General features: G+C 65.6%; 23 protein-coding genes and 1 pseudogene. 13 read left to right on the top strand and 11 right to left on the bottom strand.

The window, feature by feature from the left end; translation table 11 throughout:
• The first annotated feature begins 162 nt into the window (after positions 1-162).
• From E3U26_RS01235 to E3U26_RS01215, 5 genes are all read left to right on the top strand, one after another.
• Complete coding sequence (locus E3U26_RS01235; RefSeq protein ID WP_114537477.1) at positions 163-1080, top strand: LysR family transcriptional regulator; 918 nt, start codon at positions 163-165, stop codon at positions 1078-1080.
• Between the two features lie 374 nt (positions 1081-1454).
• Positions 1455-1580, top strand: a complete 126-nt coding sequence (locus E3U26_RS01230) for a hypothetical protein (RefSeq protein WP_275600364.1) — start codon at positions 1455-1457, stop codon at positions 1578-1580.
• A 9-nt stretch (positions 1581-1589) separates the two neighbouring features.
• On the top strand, positions 1590-2075 hold the full coding sequence (locus E3U26_RS01225) for an autotransporter-associated beta strand repeat-containing protein (RefSeq protein ID WP_499105197.1): 486 nt from the start codon (positions 1590-1592) through the stop codon (positions 2073-2075).
• An 11-nt stretch (positions 2076-2086) separates the two neighbouring features.
• Entirely contained in the window at positions 2087-2272 is a 186-nt protein-coding gene (locus tag E3U26_RS01220; RefSeq protein ID WP_499105196.1) for a hypothetical protein, read from the top strand.
• Positions 2273-3230: 958 nt separating this feature from the next.
• Complete coding sequence (locus tag E3U26_RS01215) at positions 3231-5516, top strand: FepA family TonB-dependent siderophore receptor (RefSeq protein ID WP_499105195.1); 2286 nt, start codon at positions 3231-3233, stop codon at positions 5514-5516.
• 81 nt (positions 5517-5597) lie between these two features.
• Here the strand turns inward: E3U26_RS01215 and E3U26_RS01210 are convergent, their stop codons facing one another.
• The 4 genes and pseudogenes from E3U26_RS01210 to E3U26_RS01195 form a co-directional block, all read right to left on the bottom strand.
• Positions 5598-6440 (bottom strand): metal ABC transporter permease, encoded by an 843-nt coding sequence (locus E3U26_RS01210; protein WP_072463145.1) that lies wholly within the window; start codon positions 6438-6440, stop codon positions 5598-5600.
• Positions 6437-7303, bottom strand: coding sequence for a metal ABC transporter permease (locus E3U26_RS01205; RefSeq protein WP_499105194.1), 867 nt, complete (start codon positions 7301-7303; stop codon positions 6437-6439). The genes E3U26_RS01210 and E3U26_RS01205 overlap by 4 nt, the downstream gene beginning before the upstream one ends.
• Positions 7300-8185 (bottom strand): annotated as a pseudogene (locus E3U26_RS01200) (manganese/iron ABC transporter ATP-binding protein). The gene E3U26_RS01205 and the pseudogene E3U26_RS01200 overlap by 4 nt, the downstream one beginning before the upstream one ends.
• Positions 8186-8302: 117 nt before the next feature.
• Positions 8303-9205, bottom strand: a complete 903-nt coding sequence (locus tag E3U26_RS01195) for a metal ABC transporter substrate-binding protein (protein WP_499105193.1) — start codon at positions 9203-9205, stop codon at positions 8303-8305.
• Between the two features lie 196 nt (positions 9206-9401).
• Here E3U26_RS01195 and E3U26_RS01190 point away from each other — a divergent pair, with 196 nt between their 5' ends.
• Positions 9402-9875 (top strand): Fur family transcriptional regulator, encoded by a 474-nt coding sequence (locus E3U26_RS01190; protein ID WP_499105192.1) that lies wholly within the window; start codon positions 9402-9404, stop codon positions 9873-9875.
• A 78-nt stretch (positions 9876-9953) separates the two neighbouring features.
• A complete protein-coding gene (locus E3U26_RS01185; RefSeq protein WP_499105191.1) occupies positions 9954-10505 on the top strand; it encodes a DUF2753 family protein in 552 nt (183 codons plus the stop codon).
• A gap of 878 nt (positions 10506-11383) precedes the next feature.
• On the opposite strand, the gene istB is transcribed toward E3U26_RS01185, so the two are convergent.
• Entirely contained in the window at positions 11384-12112 is a 729-nt protein-coding gene (gene istB / locus E3U26_RS01180; RefSeq protein WP_024843951.1) for an IS21-like element ISPkr1 family helper ATPase IstB, read from the bottom strand.
• Positions 12042-13610, bottom strand: coding sequence for an IS21 family transposase (gene istA / locus E3U26_RS01175; RefSeq protein ID WP_028717560.1), 1569 nt, complete (start codon positions 13608-13610; stop codon positions 12042-12044). The genes istB and istA overlap by 71 nt, the downstream gene beginning before the upstream one ends.
• 112 nt (positions 13611-13722) lie before the next feature.
• Between istA and E3U26_RS01170 the strand changes: the two genes are divergently transcribed.
• Both E3U26_RS01170 and E3U26_RS01165 read left to right on the top strand, forming a co-directional pair.
• Positions 13723-14157 (top strand): hypothetical protein, encoded by a 435-nt coding sequence (locus E3U26_RS01170; protein ID WP_499105190.1) that lies wholly within the window; start codon positions 13723-13725, stop codon positions 14155-14157.
• A 2-nt stretch (positions 14158-14159) separates the two neighbouring features.
• Complete coding sequence (locus E3U26_RS01165) at positions 14160-14954, top strand: TniQ family protein (protein WP_499105189.1); 795 nt, start codon at positions 14160-14162, stop codon at positions 14952-14954.
• On the opposite strand, the gene E3U26_RS01160 is transcribed toward E3U26_RS01165, so the two are convergent.
• Positions 14935-15867: an IS5 family transposase gene (locus tag E3U26_RS01160; RefSeq protein ID WP_179921185.1), complete on the bottom strand. Its 933-nt coding sequence runs from the start codon at positions 15865-15867 to the stop codon at positions 14935-14937. The two genes, E3U26_RS01165 and E3U26_RS01160, sit on opposite strands and share 20 nt — an antisense overlap.
• 720 nt (positions 15868-16587) lie before the next feature.
• Between E3U26_RS01160 and E3U26_RS01155 the strand changes: the two genes are divergently transcribed.
• Positions 16588-16800: a hypothetical protein gene (locus E3U26_RS01155; protein WP_140846973.1), complete on the top strand. Its 213-nt coding sequence runs from the start codon at positions 16588-16590 to the stop codon at positions 16798-16800.
• Between the two features lie 148 nt (positions 16801-16948).
• Here the strand turns inward: E3U26_RS01155 and E3U26_RS01150 are convergent, their stop codons facing one another.
• The 4 genes from E3U26_RS01150 to E3U26_RS01135 form a co-directional block, all read right to left on the bottom strand.
• The gene (locus E3U26_RS01150; protein WP_499105188.1) at positions 16949-17863 is read right to left on the bottom strand and encodes a TonB-dependent siderophore receptor; all 915 of its coding nucleotides are present in this window, start codon (positions 17861-17863) and stop codon (positions 16949-16951) included.
• A 48-nt stretch (positions 17864-17911) separates the two neighbouring features.
• Positions 17912-18310, bottom strand: coding sequence for an STN domain-containing protein (locus tag E3U26_RS01145; RefSeq protein WP_499105187.1), 399 nt, complete (start codon positions 18308-18310; stop codon positions 17912-17914).
• Positions 18311-18518: 208 nt separating this feature from the next.
• The gene (locus tag E3U26_RS01140; RefSeq protein WP_499105186.1) at positions 18519-19472 is read right to left on the bottom strand and encodes a FecR family protein; all 954 of its coding nucleotides are present in this window, start codon (positions 19470-19472) and stop codon (positions 18519-18521) included.
• 1 nt (position 19473) lies between these two features.
• Complete coding sequence (locus E3U26_RS01135; protein WP_244295335.1) at positions 19474-19749, bottom strand: sigma factor-like helix-turn-helix DNA-binding protein; 276 nt, start codon at positions 19747-19749, stop codon at positions 19474-19476.
• Positions 19750-20024: 275 nt separating this feature from the next.
• Here E3U26_RS01135 and E3U26_RS01130 point away from each other — a divergent pair, with 275 nt between their 5' ends.
• The 3 genes from E3U26_RS01130 to E3U26_RS01120 all read left to right on the top strand — a co-directional run bounded on the left by E3U26_RS01130 (position 20025) and on the right by E3U26_RS01120 (position 22572).
• Positions 20025-20807 carry an autotransporter-associated beta strand repeat-containing protein gene (locus E3U26_RS01130; protein ID WP_499105185.1) on the top strand — a complete coding sequence of 261 codons (783 nt, stop codon included), beginning with the start codon at positions 20025-20027 and terminating at the stop codon, positions 20805-20807.
• Between the two features lie 32 nt (positions 20808-20839).
• Entirely contained in the window at positions 20840-21337 is a 498-nt protein-coding gene (locus tag E3U26_RS01125; RefSeq protein WP_499105183.1) for a hypothetical protein, read from the top strand.
• A gap of 104 nt (positions 21338-21441) precedes the next feature.
• The gene (locus E3U26_RS01120) at positions 21442-22572 is read left to right on the top strand and encodes a CPBP family intramembrane glutamic endopeptidase (protein WP_499105811.1); all 1131 of its coding nucleotides are present in this window, start codon (positions 21442-21444) and stop codon (positions 22570-22572) included.
• The last annotated feature ends 268 nt before the right edge of the window (positions 22573-22840 follow it).

Raw genomic sequence — 22840 nt, 5'->3', positions numbered from 1 at the left:
CACCGGCCGCTTCTGCCTGCCGGGTGGGAATACTGTCCTGTTACCCGCGAGGGGGCGACTCTCGCCTTGCCCCTCCCGCATGGAACGATGCAGGCAATTCGGCTTTGACACAAGTGTTCAGAGAGGTTTAATTTCTTACAGGGCGTGTGCGTTTTCGAACAGATGGCCAATCTCAGCTGGGACGATCTGCAATTCTTTCTGGCGGTTGTGCGCGAAGGGCAGCTTTCGCGCGCGGCGCGACAGCTGGGCACCTCGCATGTCACCGTCTCGCGCCGCATCGACCGGCTGGAGCAGGCGCTGAACACCCGCCTGTTCGAGCGCAATCCCCGCGGCTACGAGCCGACCCCCGCCGGCCAGCGCCTGATCGAGGCGGCCGAGCGGATGGAGCAGGCCGCCGGGCTGATCCCGCTGGAGCAATCCGCCGCCACCGGCCAGGCGCGGCCGCTGCGGCTGGCCATGCCCGAGGGCTTCGGCAGCCTGTTCTCGACCCATCTGCTGCCGGCCTTTGCCGCGGAATTTCCGCTGATCTCGCTGGAACTCATCACCATGCCGCAGGTGTTGTCGCTGTCGCGGCGCGAGGCGGACATCTCGATCACGCTGGACCCGGTCACGAGCGGCCCCTATCGCTCCGAGCGGCTGGTGGACTATACGCTGCACCTCTACGCCACGCGCGAGCATCTGCGCAGCCTGCCGCCGATCGCCAGCCCCGAGGATCTGCCCCGGCTGCGCTTCGTCGGCTATATCGAGGAGATGATCTTCGCCCCCGGCCTCGACTACCTGGGCGAGATCCATCCCGCGATCCGGGCCGGGGTGAAAAGCTCCAGCATCTTCAACCAGCTTGCGGCGGTGCGGGGCGGGCTGGGGATCGGAGTGCTGCCCTGGTATATCGCCGCGAAATATCCCGAATTGCAGATCGTGCTGCCCGAACGGGTCCGCCTGACCCGGACCTATTGGCTGACCTGCCACCGCGACCTGCGGGTGATGCAATGGGTGCGCGCGGTGATCGGCTTTCTGTCGGCAAGGCTGGCCGAACGCGGCCACGAACTGTCCCGCCCCCTCGGCCATGCCGGGCCGGGCTGAGGCTCGCCCGGCAAGCCCCTGCGGGTGCGGAATCGATCAAATCCTTCGGAAATGCCTCGGGGCACGGGCATGCCGCTTAACCTTCTCTTAACGTTCCTTTGCCAGAAGGGTCGCAATGAATGGCGACACGATGGGGGAAAGCCCGCCAGATGGCATCGCGACATGCCCTTCCGACGGCCCTGCTGGCGACGGCTGGCCCCAAAAGGCCCGCTTGCGCGGGGCATCGGCCGTCCACGATCCGCTGTATTCGACCGCGCTGGCCCTTGTCCTCGGCAGCGCCATGGGCAGCCCCGCCGCCTTGGCGCAGACCGTGGCCGCCAGCGGCGACGTGCTTCCCGGCATCCCGCCGCCCCGCTTGCGGCCTGGAGCCTTGCGTGGGCGTGAACGCCCAGGATGCAATCGACATCGACGGCGGCGGCGGAACGCTGGCGATCCAAGCGGGCGGGCGGCTGGACACAGAGCCCGGCGTCATCGGCAGCGAGGCCGGCAAGTCCGGCTGAGTCAACGTCATGGGCAACGGATCGAAAGGCCATGGCCGCGCCTATGCCTCTCGGGGCAGCCTGCGGGCGGGGGCTGCCGGCAGCTTTGCGACCCTCGGCGCGCATGCCGTCGATGCCGGGGCCTCGCTCGACCTGGACGGTTTCGACCAGACCATCGGCTCGCTTTCCGGGGCCGGGGACGTCACGCTTGGCCAGGGCACGCTGACCACGGGCGGGGACGGCAGCGACACGGGCTTCGGCGGCACGATCTCGGGCACGGGCGGGCTGGTGAAAGAGGGCGGCGGCACCTTGATCCTCAGCGGCACCAACACCCACAGCGGCGACATCCTGGTGGCCGGCGGCGTGCTTCAACTGGGAAGCGGCAGCATCGGCACCCTGATGATCGCGGGCGACATGGAACTCGGCACCGGCTCCGTCCTCGGCTTTGACCTGGGCGCCTCCGGCCCGGCCAGCGGCGCGGCACAAGCGATCACGTCGCCGTCGGCGGGCAGCTGACCCTGGACGGCGTGCTCAGGCTTTCCAATGCGGGCGGCGCGGGCCTGGGCTATTACCGGCTGCTGAGCTATGGCGGGCTGACCGACCATGGCCTTGGGATCGCGACGACGCCGGCAATGGGAACAAGCACCTATGAAATCGTGACCGGCGGCGGCCATGTCGACCTGGTGGTCGGCACGGCGGCGATGCGGCGGTGAAGATCTGGCGCGGCGGCAGCGGCGTCTGGAGCGCGGCGAACCTGGCCTGGCGGGACCGTGGCGGCGACATCCCCATGGCCTTGGGCCGGCAGCCACGGCGCCTTCAACGAGACCGGAGGGCTGGTCGAAGTCCAGGGCGATTTGTCCTTCAAGGGCCTGCAATTCGTCGCCGACAGCTATGCCCTGGCCGGCGGCGGGATGCTGGAGACAGAGGCGGGCGGCGGCGAATTGCGCGTCCTTGCGGGGGCGACGGCCACCATCGGCACCCGGATCGGCGGCACGGGTGCTCCCCTGTCGCTGCCGCTCCCGCTTACGATGGCACTGCAACTGTTCGGCGCTTGTGTCAATCGCGTGATGGCGGCGGGCGGCCCGCCTGGCAACCCTGCGGGGCTGCATTGCCGGCCGGAAGATCCGTGCCGACGGCGGCTCGATCCGGCCGGTCTTGACCTCTGCAGTTCGCACAACGCAGGCCGCCTTGCTCAGATGGCAGCCGGGGCAACTCCACCTCCCCCTCCGCGCCGAAGAGGGCGATCAGCCCATCCGCCGGCACCCCACGCCAGACCAGATAGTCGTGGCCGCCTGCATATTTCCGCCACGCGACCTCATAGCCCTCAAGCCGCAATTCGCGCAGTTACGGCGAGGCTTCCAGAATACCCGCAGTGCCCGCACGCCCGGGCTGCGTCTGGTGGAGGGCTTGTCCTTGGTCGAACGGTCCAAGGCTGCCTGCTGTGCCAATGCTGTAAACCGATTTCCTGCCGGACACCACGCTGCGAAAATCAGAGGCCAGACTTCGAAAGCTGTGCTCTTGCAGGCTCGGCCGTGGCAGAACAGCCACAGATGCGGCGCGATTGCCGCAGCCTCGGCATTCTTTGCGTTGAAGACTTAATTCACAAATGGTTGAAGCCGGCAAGCGCGCGAGACGCCAGCCATCCCTGACCCTTTCCAACAGGAGCATGCGATGGCGACGCCTTTCCCGCGCCCGACCACGGGCACCGCACTCTGTCTGCTGATGTCACTGCCGGTCTTCGCCGGTTCCGTCCTGGCACAGGAGGCCACCACCGAAGACACGGTCGTCCTTGAAACAATCGTGATCACCGCCGAGGAACAGGCCAAGCAGGCGCTCGGAACCTCGACCGTGACAGCCGAGGACATCGAGAAAGCCCCTCCGGTCAACGATATTTCCGAAGTCGTGCGCAAGATGCCCGGCGTGAACCTGACCGGCGCCACCGCCAGCGGCCAGCGCGGCAACCAGCGCCAGATCGACATTCGCGGCATGGGGCCGGAAAACACCCTGATCCTGATCGACGGCAAGCCGGTCATGTCGCGCAACTCGGTCCGCATGAGCCGCAATGGCGAACGGGATTCGCGCGGCGATTCGAACTGGGTGCCCGCCGAAATGATCGAGCGCATCGAGGTGCTGCGCGGTCCGGCGGCGGCGCGCTATGGCTCGGGCTCGTCGGGCGGGGTGGTCAATATCATCACCAAGCGCCCCGAGACCTTCTCGGGCCAGGTCGGGATGCATTACAATTCGCCCGAAAGCCGCAAGGAAGGCGATACGGTGCGCAGCAACTTCATGCTGGCCGGGCCCGTGGGTGAAAACCTGACCTTCCGTCTGTTCGGCAACTACAACAAGACCGACGGCGACGCCCCCGACATCAACCGCGTTCCCTTGCTGGATGATGATGGAAGTCCGGTTCTGGACGACGACGGCAACCCGGAATATCTCAACCTCGCGGGCCGCGAAGGCGTGGTGAACAAGGATCTGGGCGGCTTGCTGAGCTGGCAGGTCGCGCCCGGTCATGTCATCGACTTCGAGGCGAATTTCTCGCGCCAGGGCAACATCTATGCCGGCGACACGATGTTCGGCAGCGTGAAAGAGGATCAGGACGGCGTCAACCTGATCGGCACCGAGACCAACCGCATGTATCGCCGCGCCCTGTCCCTGACCCATCGCGGCGAGTATGATTTCGGCGAGTCGTTCAGCTATCTGCAATGGGAAAACACCCGCAATGCCCGGCTTTGCGAAGGCACGGCCGGCGGCGGCGAAGGCGCGATCACCAATTGCGTCGATACCGATGGCGACGGGGAAAACGACGCGATGGCGTTCAGCACCATCACGCTGGACAACATCACCGCCAAGAGCGAATGGATCCTGCCGATGAAGCTTGCCGGCCGGGACAGCCGCGTGACCTTCGGCGCCGAATATCGCGGCGAGTTCATGGAGGACGGCGTGTCGATCCGCGGCGGGCTCGACCCGTCGTTGGTGCCCGATACCGGCGTCGATCCCGACGGCGAGAACCGCGACCCCAAGACCGACCAGCAGACCATCGGCCTTTACGCCGAGGCGAACATCCAGTGGAACGACAAGCTGACCCTGACCCCCGGTCTGCGCTTCGACTACAATGACAATTTCGGCAGCGCATGGTCGCCCAGCCTGAACGCGACCTATGCCTTCAACGACGAATGGACGATGAAGCTGGGCGTGGCGCGGCCCTTCAAGGCGCCGAACCTGTATCAGCTGAACCCGAACTACGTCTATGTCACCCGAGGCAATGGCTGCCCCTATGTCGACGGCGTGCGCCTCAGCGGTCCCTGCTACGTTCTGGGCAACCCGGATCTGGAGGCCGAGCGCAGCCTGAACAAGGAGATCGGCGTCGCTTATGCCGGTCACAACGACATCAGTGCCAGCCTGACCTGGTTCCACAACGACTATGACAACCGCATCGCCTCGGGCCGGATCCAGCACAACCCGGATGCGACGACAAACCGTCTGTTCCGCTGGGAAAACCAGAAGAACGCGGTGATCTCGGGGATCGAGGGCAATTTCTCGACCCCGCTGGGCGAAAGCTTCGCCTTCAACACGAACTTCACCAAGATGATCAAGTCCGAGGACGAGAACGGCCAGCCGCTGAGCCTGGTGCCGGACTATACGATCAACGCCTCGCTCGACTGGTATGCCACGCCTGACCTGACCCTGACGCTGGGTGCGACCCACTACGGCAAGATCGAGCCGGCGACGATCGGCAACAGCATGGGCAACGAGATCGAGGATCCCGAAACCCGCGGCAGCTATACGCTGGTCAACCTGGGTGCTAACTGGGCGGTAAGCGAGTCGGCGCGGCTGTCGGCCGGGGTGACGAACCTTTTCGACAAGCGGATCCTGCGCACCAATACCAGCGACGGAACGAACACCTTCAACGAACCGGGGCGCGCCTTCTATATCGGGCTGACCTCGACCTTCTGACGCGGCAGGGCGGTCCCGCCCCTCGCGCCGAAAGCCCCCGTGACGGCGGTGCCTCGTGCGCCGCCGTTTCCCTATATACACTCAAGTGAGCTCAAATGATGCCGTGGCGCGCCTGATCTGCCAGGTCCGCCGGACGAGGGCCGCGACGAAGGCCGCGGTCAGGATCAGGACGATGGTCGGCGCCGGTGCGCTGTCCAGGAAGAAGCTGGCGTGGACCCCGGCCAGCATCGCCCCCATGCAGACCGCGACAGCCACGATCAGCATCCGTCCGAAGCTGCGCACCAGCAGGAAGGCGATGGCCCCCGGCGCGATCAAGAGGCCCACCGCCAGGATCAGTCCCGTGGCGGTCATCGTGGCGACGCTGGCCAGCGACAGGATGGTCAGCAGCCCGTAATGCAGCAGCCCGACCGGCAGGCCGGAGGCCCGCGCCTGCACCGGATCGAAAGCGTGCAGCATCAGATCCTTCCACTTCAGGGCCAGCACGACGGAAACCGGCACGGCGATCCACAGCGCGGTGCGCAGGTCCGCCGGCACGATCCCCAGCATGTTGCCGAACAGGATATGGTCCAGATGCACGTCCGAGGTGATCGAGGTGTAAAGGACGATCCCCAGCCCGAACATGCCCGAGAAGACGACGCCCATGATCGTGTCCTGCTTGACCCGGCTGTTGGCCGACAGATAGCCCGTCGCCAGGGCCGTCACCATCCCGGCGCCGAAGGCCCCGAGGATCAGCGGAAAGCCGAAGATATAGGCCAGCACCACGCCGGGCAGCACCGCATGGCTGACGGCGTCGCCCATCAGGGCCCAGCCCTTCAGCACCAGGAAGCACGAGAGCAGCGCCGTCGGCACCGAGACGATGGCGGCGATCAGGAAGGCATTCTGCATGAAGCCGAACTGGAACGGCATCAGAAGCGTGTCGATCATTGCGCGCCTCCCTCTGCCAGAAGCGCCGCGCGGGCCTTGGCGCGGGCGGCCAGCAGCCCGTGCTTGGGCGCCCAGACGAAGGCGCTAAGAAAGACCAGCGTCTGCAGCAAGACGATGATCCCGCCCGTGGCGCCATCCAGGAAATAGCTGAGATAGGCGCCGAGGAAACTGGTGGCCGCGCCGATGGCGACCGAAAGCGCGATCAGCCGCGGGAAGCGGTCGCAGAGCAGATAGGCCGTGGCGCCGGGCGTCACTACCATGGCGATGACCAGGAACGCCCCCACGGTCTGCATCGCCGCCACCACGCAGGCCGACAGCAGGACGAAGAACACGCCCTTCAGCAGCCCCGGCCGCAATCCGATGGAACGCGCATGGGCCTCGTCGAAGAAGACCACCATCAGATCCTTCCATTTCAGCGCCAGCACCGCCAGCGAAACAAGGCCGATGAGGGCGAGTTGCAAGGTATCCTCGGGCGTGATGGCCAGGATGTTGCCCATGGTGATGGTCTGCACGGAAACCGCCATCGGGTTGATCGAGACCATGAACAGCCCCAACCCGAAGAACGCGGTGAAGATCAGGCCGATCACCACATCGAACTTGAGCCCCGAGCGATCGGACAGAAACAGCATCGCCGCCGGCGCCAGCCCGCCCGAGATGAAGGCGCCAAGCGCGAAGGGCAGGCCCAGCATATAGGCGCCGGCCACGCCCGGCACGACCGAATGGGACAGCGCGTCGCCGATCAGCGACCAGCCCTTGAGCATGAGGTAGGCCGACAGGAACGCGCAGACCCCGCCGACCAGCGCCGAGACCCACATGGCGTTCGTCATGTAGTGATAGCCGAAGGGTTCAAGCAGCAGGTTCATCGGACGCCCTCGCGCGTGTGGGTGCGGTCGCCATATTGCACCAGCGGGCGTTCGTCGTCGGTCAGGATGGTGACGTGGCGGCTGTCCTCGTCGTCATGCAGCGCCTGCCCGCCCAGGGTGAAATGGCGCAGCACGCCGCCGAAGGCCGCCTCGAGGTTTTCGCGGGTGAAGGTGGTCTCGGTCGGGCCATGGGCCAGCACGGTGCCCTTGACCAGCACCACCCGGTCGCAGAATTCCGGCACCGAGCCCAGGTTGTGGGTCGAGACCAGCCATCACCCGCCCCTCGTCCCTCAATTCGCGCAGCAGCGCCACGATCTGCTCTTCGGTCTTGACGTCGACGCCGGTGAAGGGCTCGTCCAGCAGGATGACGCGGCCGTCCTGCGCCAGCGCGCGGGCCAGGAAGACGCGTTTCTTCTGGCCGCCGGACAGCTCTCCGATCTGGCGATGGCGGTAGTCCTGCATGTTGACGCGGGCCAGCGCCCGCCCCACCGCGTCGCGATCCGCCTGCGACGGGCGGCGCAGGAAACCCATGTGGCCGTAACGGCCCATCATCACCACGTCCTCGACCAGAACCGGAAAGGACCAGTCCACCTCCTCGGCCTGGGGCACATAGGCGATCAGGTTGCGGCGCAGCGCCTCGCGGACCGTCATGCCCAGCAGCCTGATCTCGCCCCTGGCCACCGGCACGAAACCCATGATCGCCTTGAAAAGCTTCGATTTCCCGGAACCGTTCACGCCGACCAGCGCGGTGACGGTCCCCGTGGGAATCGCGAAACTGGCATTGCGCAGCGCGGTCAGGCCGTTGCGGTAGGTCACCGACACGTCGCGCGCCACGATGCCACCGCCGGGGTCCGTCCCAGGATCGCTGTCCCTCATGGTCATTCTGTCGTCGCGCATCATGGTCATCGCTTTCTGCCGGAACGGGACGGCCGCCCTTTGAACGGGAAACCCGCCGCGCGGAAGGCGCCGCGGCAGGGCAGTTCTTTTGCAAGCCAGGCCTTAGCTCACACCGGCCGCGAGCCCTTTCGCCACGGTCTCGGACGTGACCTTCAACAGGTCCAGGTAGGTCGGCACCGGCCCGTCCCACTCGGACAGGCTGTCCACGTAAAGAACGCCGCCGTAATGCGTTCCCGTTTCGCGCGCGACCTGTTCGGCGGGCGCGGTATTCACCGTGCTTTCGCAGAAGACGGTGGGGATCTGATGCTCCTTCACCCCGTCGATCACCGCACGCACCTGCTGCGGCGTGCCCATCTGGTCCGAGTTCATCGGCCAGAGATACAGTTCCTGCATCCCGAAATCGCGGGCCAGATAGCTGAAGGCGCCTTCGCAGGTCACCAGCCAGCGCCGGTCCTCGGGGATGCGGGCGATCTCGGCCTTCAGCGGCTCGAGCGTGGCGCGAAGCTGCTTCTTGTAGGCATTGGCGTTCCTGACATAGCTTGCCGCGTTCTGCGGGTCGTGTTCGCTGAAAGCCTCGGTGATGTTGTCGATGTAGATCAGCGCGTTGTCGAGACCCATCCAGGCATGGGGATTGGGTTTGCCTTCATAGGCGCCGGCGGCGATCGGGATCGGGTCGATGCCCTCGGTCAGCGTGGCCGAGGGGACATCGCCCAGGTTGACCAGGAACTTCTCGAACCAGAGTTCCAGGTTCATGCCGTTCCAGAGGATCAGGTCGGCATCCTGTGCGGCAATGATGTCCTGCGGCGTCGGCTCATAGCCGTGGATCTCGGCCCCCGGCTTGGTGATCGACACCACCTCGGCGGCATCCCCCGCCACCTGTCTTGCCATGTCGGCGATCACGGTGAAGGTCGTCACCACCTTCATCTTGTCCTCGGCCGTCGCGGCGGCCGCCATCAGCGCCGTTGCCGTCACCGCACCAAGCAGGCGCGCCAGTGTCGAAGACATGGGAATTCCTTTCCTGTTTCCATGGTCGAAAGCCCGCCTGCAAGGCCAGTCGCAACATAGTTGCGAGCGAGTCGCAGTAAGGAATATCGATTCGAAGCAATATTGCAAGTGCAATTCACTTGCATCTGTGCTTGACGAATGACGGCGCTTTCGCCATCCATTGTTGCGACTTACTCGCAACAATATCGGGCCGCCAATGACCGCCAGCGATGACAGCCCATTCGGTTCCCACCGCGCCCGCAGCATCCTGGCCGAAGCGGGCCTGCGGGCGACGCGCCAGCGGCTCGCCATCGTAGACATCCTGTCCGGGCAGCCACCGCGCCATGTCTCGGCGGAAGATCTTTTCGACGCATTGCAGAGCCGCGGCGCACCGGGATCCCTGAGCAGGGTCTATGGCAGCCTGAAACGCTTCTGCGAAACCGGGTTGGTGCGGCGCGTGCCGGCCTATGGCAACACGGTCTGGTATGAGATGAAGGGCGAAGATCACCATCATTTCTACATCGAGGAAGTAGATCGCTTGCTCGACATCCCGGCCGGGATGATCCACCTCGCCGAGCTTCCCCCTGCCCCGCCGGGCTATGAGCTTGCGGGTATCGACGTGCTGTGCCGCATCCGCCGCACCGCGTCGGAAGCCGGACCGGGCGCAAGCCGCGGCGCACAGACACGGTGACGCCCTTTCCGATCCGAAGGGCGCCCGCCGCCCGAGCGATGTCGTGCCGCCGGCATGGTCATTCCCAAGGAGAAGACGATGAATGCCTTTACAGACCTCAATGCCATGAACGCCGCCGTCGCGACGCCGGCCGGCCGCGACCACCTCTGGCTCGAACTGACAGCCATCGCCAACAAGGCGTTTTCAGCCGGAGAACATGCTGCGGCCAGGACGCTCTACATGCGGGCCCTGACCGAGGCGGAGCGGCTTTTCGCGCTGCAACGACCCGAGGCGCTGACCGTTCCCCTGCCGGTGATCGTCAATGTCTCGTGCCACAACCTGGCCGCACTTCTGGTCCATGAGGGCAAGGACGCCGAGGCGACGGAACCCCTTGCCCGCGCCTTCGACCTGCTGACCGGGACCGCGAGCCGGCGCTCCGCCCCGATAGCGTTGCGGATTAGCTGTGCGCAGCATCTGAAATATGCCCTGGCCGAACTGGCGGCGCATATCGGCAAGCAAGGCGCGACCGGGGCGGAAATCGACGGCCATGTCGCCCGCGCGAAAGCCGCCGCGCTTTCGGTCCATCATGCCGTCGAGCATCTGCGCCGCATCGCGCAATCGGCCTGCGGGCATTGCCGCCTGCTCAACTGATCCGCCCGGTCGGCATCGGCATTGCCGGACCAGGACGGCACCTCCCGCAGGATACAGGCCGGGAACCATTGACCCAAACCAGAAGGGTCGAGGGGCATGAAGACCCTGACCGATGCGATGAAGGACATGCTGGCGAAACAGACGCCGATCCAGGCGACGGTGACGAAAACCGGCATCCCGACCATCGACCCAAGCGCAGCCTGTGGGTCCATGAAGACACGCCGATCTTCGACGAAAAACCGGCGGCCAGACGCCGAAGACGACGCAAAGCGGATCGAAGATCGCCGTGGCGGTGATCGACCACGAAAAGCTGGACGACTATCGCTTTCTCGGCACGCCCCAGATCGTCGGCGCGGACGCCCCCTTCGACAATGCCGTGGCATTCGCCAGAAAGAACGGGTGAGGGCGCCGAAATGCGCCGTTCTGGTCCATAGAGACGATTTGCTCACCCGACGCGGGCAGGCGGATGGATGACCCGACGGCCTGATCGCGGCCGAGATGGAACCGGCGCCTCCAAGGGCTGAAGGCAGGCGCCGGGCTAACCTTCACCGCCAGCGACGGATTCGCGGCGGCATTCGCCCCATGCCGCGTCTTGCTTCGTCATCCGGCCCAGCGGCGGCAGGGTGCGGACACCCCGACCCAGGCCGGCCGGAACGGTCCCGGATGCCGGGCGGGATAGGGTGATGACCCCCGCAGGCCGAACTGCTATCGTGCCTGCTCACCCGCCGGGGGACCAACAGGGCGAAATTGTCAATCGGCACGCAACTTTGACCCCCTTTCGGCGCCCAATAATGACCCCGCTTGGTCAGCACGGGTAGCTGGCCCGATGCGGTGTAGCCTCCATACAGCGCAACCGGATCGGGCCAGCGGCGTCTCGGTCATTCCCGCGTCTTGAAGCGCCAGCTCTCGTTGCCGGTCTCGACGATGTCACAGTGATGGGTCAGTCGGTCGAGGAGCGCCGTTGTCATCTTCGCGTCTCCGAAGACGGTCGGCCATTCGCCGAAGTCGAGGTTCGTCGTCACGATGATCGAGGTGCGTTCGTAAAGGCGACTGATGAGGTGGAACAGGAGCTGGCCACCCGTCTGGGCGAACGGCAGATATCCCAACTCGTCGAGGATCAGGAAGTCGAGGCGGCACAGGAGATCCGCAGTGCGTCCCTGTCGGTCGGCGCGGGCTTCGGCGTCCAGCTTGTTCACCAGGTCCACGACGTTGAAGAAGCGGCCGCGCTTGCCACGGCGGATGCAGGCCCGGGCGATGCTGACGGCAAGGTGGGATTTGCCGGTCCCGGTGCCGCCGATGAGGACGACGTTACGCTGATGCTCGAGGAACTCTCCGGAGGCCAGATCGCGCACCAGCGTTTCGTTTACGGGCGTGTCTTCGAAGCTGAACTCGTCGACTTCCTTGGCCAAGGGCAGCTTGGCGATGGTCATCTGGTATTTGATCGAGCGAGCTTGTTTCTCGCTGATCTCGGCGTTCAGCAGGTCGCCCACGATTTGCTGCGGTTCGTGCTGTCGCTTCACCGCCGTGGCGATGATCTCATCGTAGGCGGCCTTCATGCCGTAGAGCTTCAACTGGCCCATCGCGTCCAGCACCTGTGATCTTTCCATGGCGGGGTCTCCTGAGGCTGTCGTAGCGTTTGCAGTCGGCCACGGGCTCGCAGGTCAGGCGCAACGCGTCCGGCGTGGCGATGGTCAACGGAGGTGGTGGCTCGCGATGTCGGGCCAGGATGTTCAGAACGACCGATGCCGCCGGGGCGCCTTCGGTCAGGGCCTCGACGCAGGCAGCCTCGACGGCTTCCAGTCCATCCGTTGGGATCATGCTCAGGATCTGGACCATCTGACGGTCACCGTTCGGCACGCGCCCCAGCTTACGCTGGACGCGTCGTATCGCCGGCGGCAGTTCCCATTCCTTGAAGGGAGCGCCGTTTCGAAGGGCGCCGGGCTTGCGGGCCAGCACCGGGATGTAGTGCAGCGGGTCATAGATGGCCTTGTCGCGCCCGAAGGCGCGGTCGTGCCGGCCGACGATCTTGCCGTCCTGCCAGACCTCGACCCGCTCGGCATAGGCGCGGATCTCGACCGGACGGCCGACGGCGCGACCATCGACCGAGTAGCGGTTCTTGTCGAACCTAACGAGGCAGGTCTTGGACACCGAGGCCGGCACGGCATGGAATCCGTCGAAAGGGCCGACGTAGGGCACCAGGCTCGCCCGCTCATCCTGGAACACGTCCCAGATTGTCCGATCACGCAATTCCTGGTGCGGATGGGCCTTGGCCCAGGCAATACAGCGATCCTGAAGCCAGGCGTTGAGTTCCGCGTAGCTCTTGAAGCGCGGCCGCGGCACGAAGAACCGCCGCCGGACAACGCCAACCTGGTTCTCTACTTGTCCCTTCTCCCAGCCGGACGCGGGGGTGCAGGCGACGGGATCGACAAGGTAGTGTCCGCACATCTGCTGGAACCGGCGATTATACGCGCGGTCGCGGCCGACGAAGATCGTGTCCACCGCCGTCTTCATGTTGTCGTAGATCCCACGCGCACAGGCGCCGCCGAAGAAGGCAAAGGCCTTGTCATGGGCATCGAACACCATTTCCTGCGTCTCTCGCGGGTAGGCCCGGACGAACAGCATCCGGCTATGACAAAGCCGGACGTGAGCCACCTTCACCGTGGTGGTCACGCCGTCGATCAGAACGACCTCGTGACTCCAGTCGAACTGGTAGGCTTCACCCGGATCGAAGCTCAGTGGCACATAGGCGGCGGCTGACGCTTCCTGCTCCGCCTGCGACCACGAAGCCGCATAGCGTCGGACCGCGTCGTAGCCGCCGTCATATCCGAGGGCCCTGAGCTCTTCGAAAATCCGGATGCGGGTCAGCCGCTCGCGCTTCGGCTTGCGCGCATTCGCCGCCAGCATCTCGTCGAGCTTGCCTTTCCAGGGACCGATCTTCGGCTGCGGTTGGACGGTTCGCTCGTAAGTCATCTCCGTTGCGCCGGACCGGATCACCTTCCGAACCGTGTTCCGCGATACCCGCAGCTCTCGGCAGATATGCTTGATCGACTTCTTGTCCTGGAAATACGCCCGGCGGATCTTCGCAATCGTCTCCACAACCAGCATCCCACACTGTGCCCCCCGATAGCCTCGGAGGCATCATGACCATCAGCGTAAGGGGGGTCATTTTTGGAAGCCGATTACCCCGTTACGGGGTCAATTTTGCACGCCGGTTCACATGTCCGGCACCGAGAGGCTGCACGAGATCGTCCGTTCCGATCCGCAGGTCCAGCGTCGGCTTTCGACGCTGATCCTGCCGCCGGTCTCAGAAGTGACGGATGGGGCAAGCGTCGTTCGGGTGATCCGGGAATATTGCCGGATTGCGGGGCTTGAGCCGCCGCTTGACGCAGATCTGATCCCGCGCCTGTTCCATGGCGCGCGTTATCGCTTTGGCCGCTGCATCGAGACTCTGGTCGGCGCGATCGAATTTGCCCTGGAGGCGGGGGCATCCCGTCTGGACATCGCCCATTTTGCGGAATTCTGGGCGATGCAGGAGGGCTGCCCGCCCGGCGGGAATGTCTTCCTCGCCCCGGATTGGCCGCAGATCGACCCCGACCGGAACGAGGCCGACGATCCGCCTGCTCGCGCGCGGGCCCGGCGGCGGCGGGCCTGAGCATGGCCCGCCTTTTTCCCCTGCTGCCGTTCCGGGCGGACGAGACCCATTGGTCCTGGGCGGTCCGCATGGCCGCTTTCCATATCCGCGGCCCCATCGAGACCTTCCTGCGTGATCTCGGCCTTGATCCTTTTGTTCTGTCCATCGGCGATCCGGATGAGCTGAACCGCCTTTGCGCAACCGCCGGGCAGGATCCGGGACCGGTGCTGCGCAACACCCTGATGCGGCACACCAGCCGGAGCTGGCGGCTTGGTGAGGAGATCCTGATCGACAGCCTGCGCCCGCAGCAGGATCTGCGCTTTTGTCCGGCCTGTCTGGCCGAGGACGATGCGGTCGCCAAGGTGGCAGGTCAGAATATCGCCATCCACCGGCGCGAACGGCTGATCTGGCGGCTGAAGCCGATCCGTTCCTGTCCGACACATAGGCTGCCCCTGATCCGCCGGGACAGGCCTGACCATATGGTTGGGAAGGGCGTCTTCGCCGGCAGCGTGCCGGAAACCGCCACCATGCTGCGGGATCTTGCGGGCTGTGCCAAATCCTGTCCGGCTTCCCCGCTCCAGACCTATATCGCCAACCGGCTTGTAGGTATTCATGGCCCTGCATGGCTGGACAGCCTGCCGCTCGAACAAAGTATCCGGGTGACGGAGTTGTTGGGCACCGCTATGGAGTTCGGGCCATATGCCGCTTTCGACGACCTATCAGTCCAGGATCAGATGCTGCAACGGCTCTGTTGCATAACTCAGGTGATGGGCGCGGTTACCCCCTCCCCGGACAGACTTATCCTACAGCTTCCGTGACCGGGATGCCGAGCGCGGTGTAGCCGTTCAGGACGGCGATGCGGATCTGGAACTCGGCGACCTGACGGTCGAAGTCCCTTGCCATGAGCCGCTGGCCCAGCAGTTTGACACAATGCATCTTCGTCTCGATGCGGCTCCGGCGGTGGTATCCACTCCATCGTCGCCACAGGGTGCGGCCGAGATACCTGGACGCCCGGAGGGCCTCGTTGCGCGCGACGGCTCCAGCGGTGATGGTCTTCCAGGTCTTCGCGTTCCTGCGCGGTGGGATGACGGCATGGGCTCCGCGATCTGCAATCGCATCGTGGCACTTGCGCGTGTCGTAGGCGCCATCTGCCGTGACGCTACCGATTTCCTGGTCCTCCGGGATCTGGTCGAGAAGGTCAGGTAGGATCGGCGCATCGCCGACGTTGCTCCCGGTGATCTCGACAGCCCGGATCTCTAGCGTTTCCTCGTCGATCCCAAGGTGGATCTTGCGCCAGACCCGCCGTTTGGGGCCACCATGCTTGCGAGCGTGCCACTCGCCTTCGCCCTCGACCTTGATTCCTGTGCTGTCGATCAGCAGGTGCAGCGGCCCTTTGGAGCCGCGATACGGGATGTTCACAGCCAAGGTCTTCTGGCGGCGGGACAGTGTGCTGAAGTCAGGCACCGTCCAGTCGAGGCCAACCAGACGCAGCAGGCTCTCGACGAACCCGGTCGTCTGCCGGAGCGCCATGCCGAATAGCACCTTCATCGTCAGGCAGCTCTGAATGGCAGTATCGCTGTAGGTCTGCTGGCGGCCACGCCTCCCCGTCGGCACGGCATCCCAGCTCATCTCGGGGTCGAACCAGATCGTCAGCGAGCCCCGGCGCTTGAGCGCTTCATTGTAGGCTGGCCAGTTTCTGGTCCTGTAGGTTGGCGGTGTGGGTCTGCTCATACATCACAGCTACCACCCTGGATTCACGATCTGAATCCCTGACGGGATTTGTGCAACAGAGCCTGCTGCAACCACTTGTGGCTGGATCTACACCGCCAAAGGGGTGGCGGGAATCCGCGGCGCATTGCAGATCCTTCAGACCGGATTTGACCCCACGCCGATGCCGAGGCGGGGCAGCAAATGGGATGCCTTCGGCTCGTTGCTCGACGAACTCCACCATCCCGCACCGGGCAGCCCGTTCCGCAGAAGCTTCGAAGAGCATATCGAGAGCACGGCGGAATCCTGATCTGCTATCGGCAGGCCCAGTCCGGCCCTGCCCTCCATCAGATGCCAGACTTCGTCAGGCCGCCTCCGGGCGGCCTTTTTCTTTGGCCGTCACGCAACATTTCGATGGTCAATAATCGCGCGTAGAATGGTCAAAGCGGGAAAACGCGCGATTCTTGGATGAATTGAAATCAATGGGTTATATGTAATGGACCGGTGCGAGTTGGCCATTATTTCAGTGGTTCGACATAGGAACACTGGCTGCGACGGGCCTTCCGTCGTTTTCAGTTGCGAGGTCCACAGTGAAACCCCTTATCCCGTTGATCGTCAAAGCGGTTCTGCCGCCCGTCCTCGGTGCGGCTGGTGCCGTGGCCGCGACCATGTTCCCGGCCTATCATGCCGCCGTCTGTGGCGGTGTTGTCCTTCCCGGCATCTCCTTCCCACTCGGGGGCTGACATGCGTCGTGGTCGTGTCTTTGCGCCACAGTCGGTGTCGAGCTACGAGGAAGCGCAAGCGTGGCTGTGGGGCCATTCCCGTGTCGAGGAATGGCTCTTTGATCCCGACGCGGTATTGCCTCCCGAGGCGATGCTTGTCTGCGCCGTTTATTGGGTCTCTCCCGCCCAGCTTTCCCGCGATCTGCGCAAGACGTGGAATCAGGTCGCGGGTTAAGCAGGCCACAGATACCAGGGATACAGGATGGTCGGGTCGATGCCGTTCAGCGTGTCGAAATTATCCAGCCCCACCATGCCGGGATAAAGCACCTGATCCAGTGAATACATCCACTGATGCGCATTGCTTTCACGCCAATCCGCGCCGATCAGCAGCTTGTGCTGGCGCCCCACAGGCCAAACTGGCCCTGCAGGCTGAGGTCCGCCGCCTTGGAATGGTTCCCGGTTTCCTCGTAGCGGGAAAAGACACCGGCGAAATTCCCGGTCTCGCGGTCGATCGGCCCGGTCGGGTTGATCCGCATGATGTCGGATTCGAAACTCTGCCGCATGGCCGAGAGCTTCAGCGTCCAGTCGGGGCTGATCCGATGCTCGACCGTGGCGAAGACATCCTTGATCCTGTGGTCGACATAGGCCCAGTCGGTGGTCAGCGCCCGGCTGCGATCAATGTCCATAAGCTGGAAATCGTCCCAGGTCGGTAGCCCCAGAAACCACTTTTTGCCCTTTTGCCGCTGATAGCTGACCCCGGCGCTGACGGTCGTGTCGGGCGTCAGGTCGTATTCCAGCACGCCATACAGGACATGCTTCTTCTCATCGCCCGGGGAGTAGAAGAAGTCCCGGTCCTGCCAGGCCCCGACCAGGCGACCGCGCAGCGCGCCGTCGCGGGTCAGCGGGCCGCCGATATCGGCCTCGATCCGCCGATTCTGCCAACTGCCATAGGACAGGACGATGCTGGACTGGAGCCGTTCGGACGGCCGCTTGCGGGCCAGGTTGACGCTGCCGCCCGGTTCTCCGCTGCCGGAAAATAGCCCCTCGGCGCCGCGCAGCACCTCGGCGCGATCATGGATCGCCATGTCGAAATCCGGCCGGAAGGACGATTCATAGGCCGTGCCCATGCCGTCGATCTGATAGTTGTTGATCTTGAAGCCGCGCGAATAGAACGCGGGGGCGCTGGTCGCCTCTCGCGTTGCGACGATGCCGGGCGTCCTGGCCATGGTTTGCTCCATCGTCGTGAGGTTCTGGTCCTCGATCGCCTGCCGCGTGACGACCGTGACCGACTGCGGCACGTCCTTCAGCGATTCCGCGCCCCGGGCGATGCTGGCCTCGCAGGCCCCCTAGGAACCGCTGCCCTCGGTCGCCGCACCGGATGCGTTGAGCGTGATCGTATCCAGCAGGATCAAGCCGTCCGGCGCCGTCATGCCGGCGGAGGCGGAACGGCCTGAAATGACGACGCTGCGGGGATCGGAAAAGCTGTAATGCAGGCCCGAGCCCGACAGCAGCCGCGCCAGCGCCTGTTCCGGTCGCAGGTTGCCCGTAAGGCCCGACGTGCTCTTGCCGGACGTGACGGCATCCAGATAGGAGATCTGGACCCCCGCCTGCCGTCCCCAGACCATCAGCGCCTGGCTCAGCGGCCCGGCCGGAATCGAGAACTCCACGCTTTGCGCGCTTTCCTGCGCCGATGCCGCTTGGCTGATCACGATGGTTCCGCCCGCCAGGACCAGCGTGGAAAGCAACAGTGCCCCCAGCATCCGCGCCGGCCGGATCGCGGTTGGATATAGCATTGAATAAACTGAACTTTCGGCCATGGCGAGCCTCTCCTTCGGTCAAACTGGACTGGAGGATGTGCCGTGCCTTCGCTCGCCGGAGCGCATTGGGTATTGCCCGACCCTATGACTGATACAATCGGGCAGGCGATTCATTCGGTCGATTATCGAAAAAAGTTCAGACGCTGGAGATGACCGCCAACAGACCCGAGACCCGGCGCAACCGGCCGCCGGTCGGGCGGACGGCGGCCTCGAGCGCTCGCTCGGGGTCGGAGATGTCGAAAAGGCCGCTGATCCGCGCGCGACCGATCGCAGCGTCCGCGACGATCACACGGCCGGGCAACCAGCGTGCGATCCGCGCGACAAGCGTTTCCAGCGGCTCGGCCTCGGCCACGACCATCCCCGTCCGCCAAGCCCCACCCATGGCCCCGTCGCGGCTGCCGGTCTCCGGGTGGCCGGTCTCGGTATCCAGACGGATCCAGCGCCCGGCGCCGATACCGTAACGGGATGTGCCGATCAACTCGACCTCGTCCCTTGCAACGGCAAGGTTGACGACACCCGCATCCTGCGAGACCTCGAAGGATGCCCCTGCCGTCCGCGTCTCGACGCCGCCGTTCAATTCCAGGACGAAGGGGTGCGTCGGATCGGGTGCGACATCGAACCAGGCCATGCCCCGCAACAGGCGCACGGCGCGGGTTTCGCCATGGTCCGGCATTGCGATGGCACTGGCCGGACCCAGGGTGATCCGCGTGCCATCGCGCAACTCCACGGGCAGCAATTCGGCCGTGGCGGTCAACTGGTCCGCCTGCAACCGCAATCGCATATAAGGCAAGCCCCAGGCACCCAACACTCCAGCCCCCAGGCCGAGCGTCCCCGCAAGCACCAGATTGCGCCGGGTCAGCCGGGGCTTCGCCGGTTCGGCCAAGGCGGCACCGCTCAACCCATGCGCCTCGGCCACGCACTGCCAGACGCGCCCGTGCTCTGCGCTGCGCCCGCGCCAGGCCGAAATCGTCTGAAGCGTCACAAAGTTCTCCGGCGCGTTCTGCCGTCGGATCACCAGGTCGATGGCCTCGTCCAGCAGGCGGGATGTCCGGTCGTCCAGTTCCGGCCGTTTCTCGGATGCGGAGGCCATCTTAGAGCCCCCCTGTCCGCAGCACGATCCGGCGATAGGTATCACGGACCAACTCCCATGTGCGGGTTGGGGACAACCCGATCTCCTCGGCGATGCGCGCGATGGGCCAATTTTCGACCCGATGCAGAAGGAATGCGCACCGCTGGCGTTCCGGCAACTCGGCCAGGACGGCAGCCACCAGCCGCAACTGCTCACGAGAGGCCAGGATCGTTTCTGCGTCGGGCTCGCGGGCGAGTGCCCGTTGGGCTTCAGATTGCTCCAGCGGCAGCGAAAGCACCAAGGCCTGCCGCTTTGCGTGGTTGATGTCCAGTGCGCGCCACTCGGTAAAGATAGGCCCTCGACAGGTAGTCGGAAACATCCTGGGCGGGCCCCCTGGCGATGACCCTCGCGAAGGTGTCCTAGGTCAAGTCCGCCGCAGCTTCGGCATCCAGCCCGCGCCTGCGCAGCGAGCGGGCGATCCCCGGCGCGTGCCGCCGGAAAAGGCTCTGAAAATCCCAGGCCATGCCTGTCACTCCAAGTTCCACTGGACGTTACGGTCCATTACGATGCGAAATGACCCTGTGGCTAAGGTACGCCATCGTCAAGACCCAGGGCGGAACGCTGGTCCTGAGCGGGGCCAACACCCATGCCGGCGGCACCAGGATCGAGGACGGCGTGGTCGCGGTCGCTGCCGACGACGCGCTTGGCCAGGCCGGGGGCGCGTTGACTCTGGACGGCGGCGTCCTGCGCGTGACCGGCGACAGCTACCGGGCCACGGACCGCACCGTCCTGGTGGGCGTCGACGGCGGCGGGTTCGACATCGCCGCGGCCGGCCACGTCTTTACCCTGGGCCGGGGCATCCTTGGCGGCGGAGAGCTCTACAAGCTCGGCGCGAGCACGCTGGCGCTGGCCGGCGACAATGCGGGCTTCGCCGGCAGCGCCACGGTCACGGATGGCCGGCTGACCGTGGGCGCCGGCGGGCTGGGCGGCCCGATCAGCGTGCAATCGGGCGGGACGCTGGGCGGCTCGGGCACGCTCGGCGGTGCGGGGGCCGCCGTCACCATCGCCGCCCGGGGGCGTCCACGCTCCGGGCGACGGCCTGGGCCGGCAGGCGGTCCTGGGCGATTATGTCCTGCGCGGCACGTTGCAGATCGCCGGCGCCCCGGAGGCCGTGGGCGGGTTGGTGGTGCAGGGCCGCGTCGACATTGCCGGATCGACCCTCGATCTGCGCTTCTCGCCCGTTGCGGCCGAGGGCTGGAGCGCGATCGCCCACCCCTTCATCATCATCGACAACCAGGGGACCGGCGCCGCAAGCGGAACCTTCGCCGCGGTGGACAGGAACCTCCTGTTCCTTGACCCGCAGCTGAACCATGCCGGCGGGGACGGCAATGACGTCACGCTGGAGCTGGTGCGACGTCTCCTTCGCATCGCTCGCGCGCAGGGCCAACCAGTCCTCGACCGGCCGGGGGATCGATGCCCTGCCCCGCGGCTACGCGGTATGGAACACGGTCGCGCTGATGAGCAACGAGAATGCAGTGCGCCGCGGGCTGGACCTTCTGTCGGGGGAAATCCATGCCTCGGCGCTGGACCTGCTGTTCGAGGAGGGCCGTTTTCCCCGCCTCGCCTTCGCCGACAGGTTCCGCCTTGCGGCCGGCACGGATCCCGGCAGCGCGTTCTGGACGCGGGGCCATGGTCATCGGCCGATCAGGACGGCGGTCGCAATGCCGCCGCGCTTGAACAGGACAGCGAGGGGCTGCTTCTTGGGCTCGACGGGCCGCTGGACGACTGGCGGGTCGACTTCCAGGCGGGAGAGAACGGATGCGATGCAGGTCGGGACGGATCGACCGGCCACGGCAGGACGGATCGGGGAAAGGACAAAGGATTGACTCAGGCTTTTGAGATCGGGGCGCGATCCGGCGGGCTCGGCCACCTTGCCGTCGCGCTTTGCGTCGTTGCGGCCTGGCTGGTGTTGACAACCAGCATCGGCCTGATGCCGCGCGATGCCCCGGTTTCGCTGAAACAGGTGATGACCACCACCCCGGCGTGGAAAAACCTTGCGGCGCTGGCATTCCTGCTGCTTGCCGTGCGGCTGCTGCGCGGGACGGGCCTGGGGCTGCGGTGGCCCGACTGGCGCACCCTCGGGCGGCTCCTCTGGTTTCCGCTGCATCTTGCCGCCATGGCGGCCCTGGTCGGGGCGGCGGGCCAGGGAATGCAAGCGGCGGCGATCCATGTGATGGTCAACGTGATCGCCATCGGCATCGCTGAAGAGCTTGCCTTTCGGGGCGTGCTATGGGGCGCGCCGCGCCGGGCGATGCCGTTCTGGCCGGCCTTTCTGGCCGTTTCCGGGGTTTTCGGAATCGCCCACATGGCCGATGTCGCCGGCACCGGGGACATGCAGGGCGGCATCGTGCAGTCCGTCGCGGCCGTGCTGTCCGGGACCGGCTGGCCCTGGCCCTTCGCATCCGGTGCCGGTCGCTTGTCCCGGCGATGGCGCTGCATTGCCTGTGGAACATCCTGGTCCTCGGCTTCGACGGCTTCGGCGCGCCGGAAGACCCGGCTGTCGCGTTGCCCTTTCTGCATCGACTGGGCGTTTCCGTGGGCTTCGTCCTGCCGATGTTTTTCTACGGCCTCTGGCTTGTGCGCAATGAAACGGTGCGCGCCGGCCGGCGCCATGACCAGGGCAGATGATCCGAGTGCAGGTCGCGGGGCCGACAGGCGCGCCGGGACGACCCGAGCCGGCCGGACGCGCGGATCGCGACCGCCCTGCTGGCGAAAACCGGCACCAGGCCCGACCGCGTCGGGTGCGGGCGCGGCAACCGCGATGGGCGGACCGCCCGAGACGCTGATCAGGGTTCCCCAGTCGGTTGCCGGCCCCTGCAGAGCCATGCCGTGGACCGCGCCTCGGCCGCGATGGGCGATACGCCACTGCGCCCGGTGGGGTTTCTGTGCCCGCTTGCGTCGGATTGGCACGCTCTGCCCGGCAGGGAACACCCGCCAGGGCTTGCAGCCGCGGGATTTGGCAGCGGATTCCAGGGCCACGCCACGCCATCGGAAACGACTAGTCTCTGCCGGTCAGGCCCTTCGGCGCGGGATCCGAGGTGAGGTTTCCGGGTGCCCATGACGCTGGAATGTGCAGACCTGGTCACGCAGGAAGCTGTGGTGGGATACAACAGCCCCTCGGAGACCTGGAGACCTGGAGACCTGGAGACCTGGAGACCTGGAGACCTGGAGACCTGGAGACCTGGAGACCTGGAGACCTGGAGACCTGGAGACCTGGAGACCTGGAGACCTGGAGACCTGGAGACCTGGAGACTGCGAAAGCCCGACGCGCCTGTCGAGAGGGTTTTCCGCCCCGCCATGGGAAATTTTTGCCGCGCCACCTAGGGAAA

Source organism: Paracoccus ferrooxidans (genome assembly GCF_029909815.1).
In the GTDB taxonomy this organism is placed as follows: Bacteria; Pseudomonadota; Alphaproteobacteria; order Rhodobacterales; family Rhodobacteraceae; genus Paracoccus; species Paracoccus versutus.
Note: the sequence above shows the minus strand (reverse complement) of the source record. Positions and strands in the feature narration are given on the sequence as shown.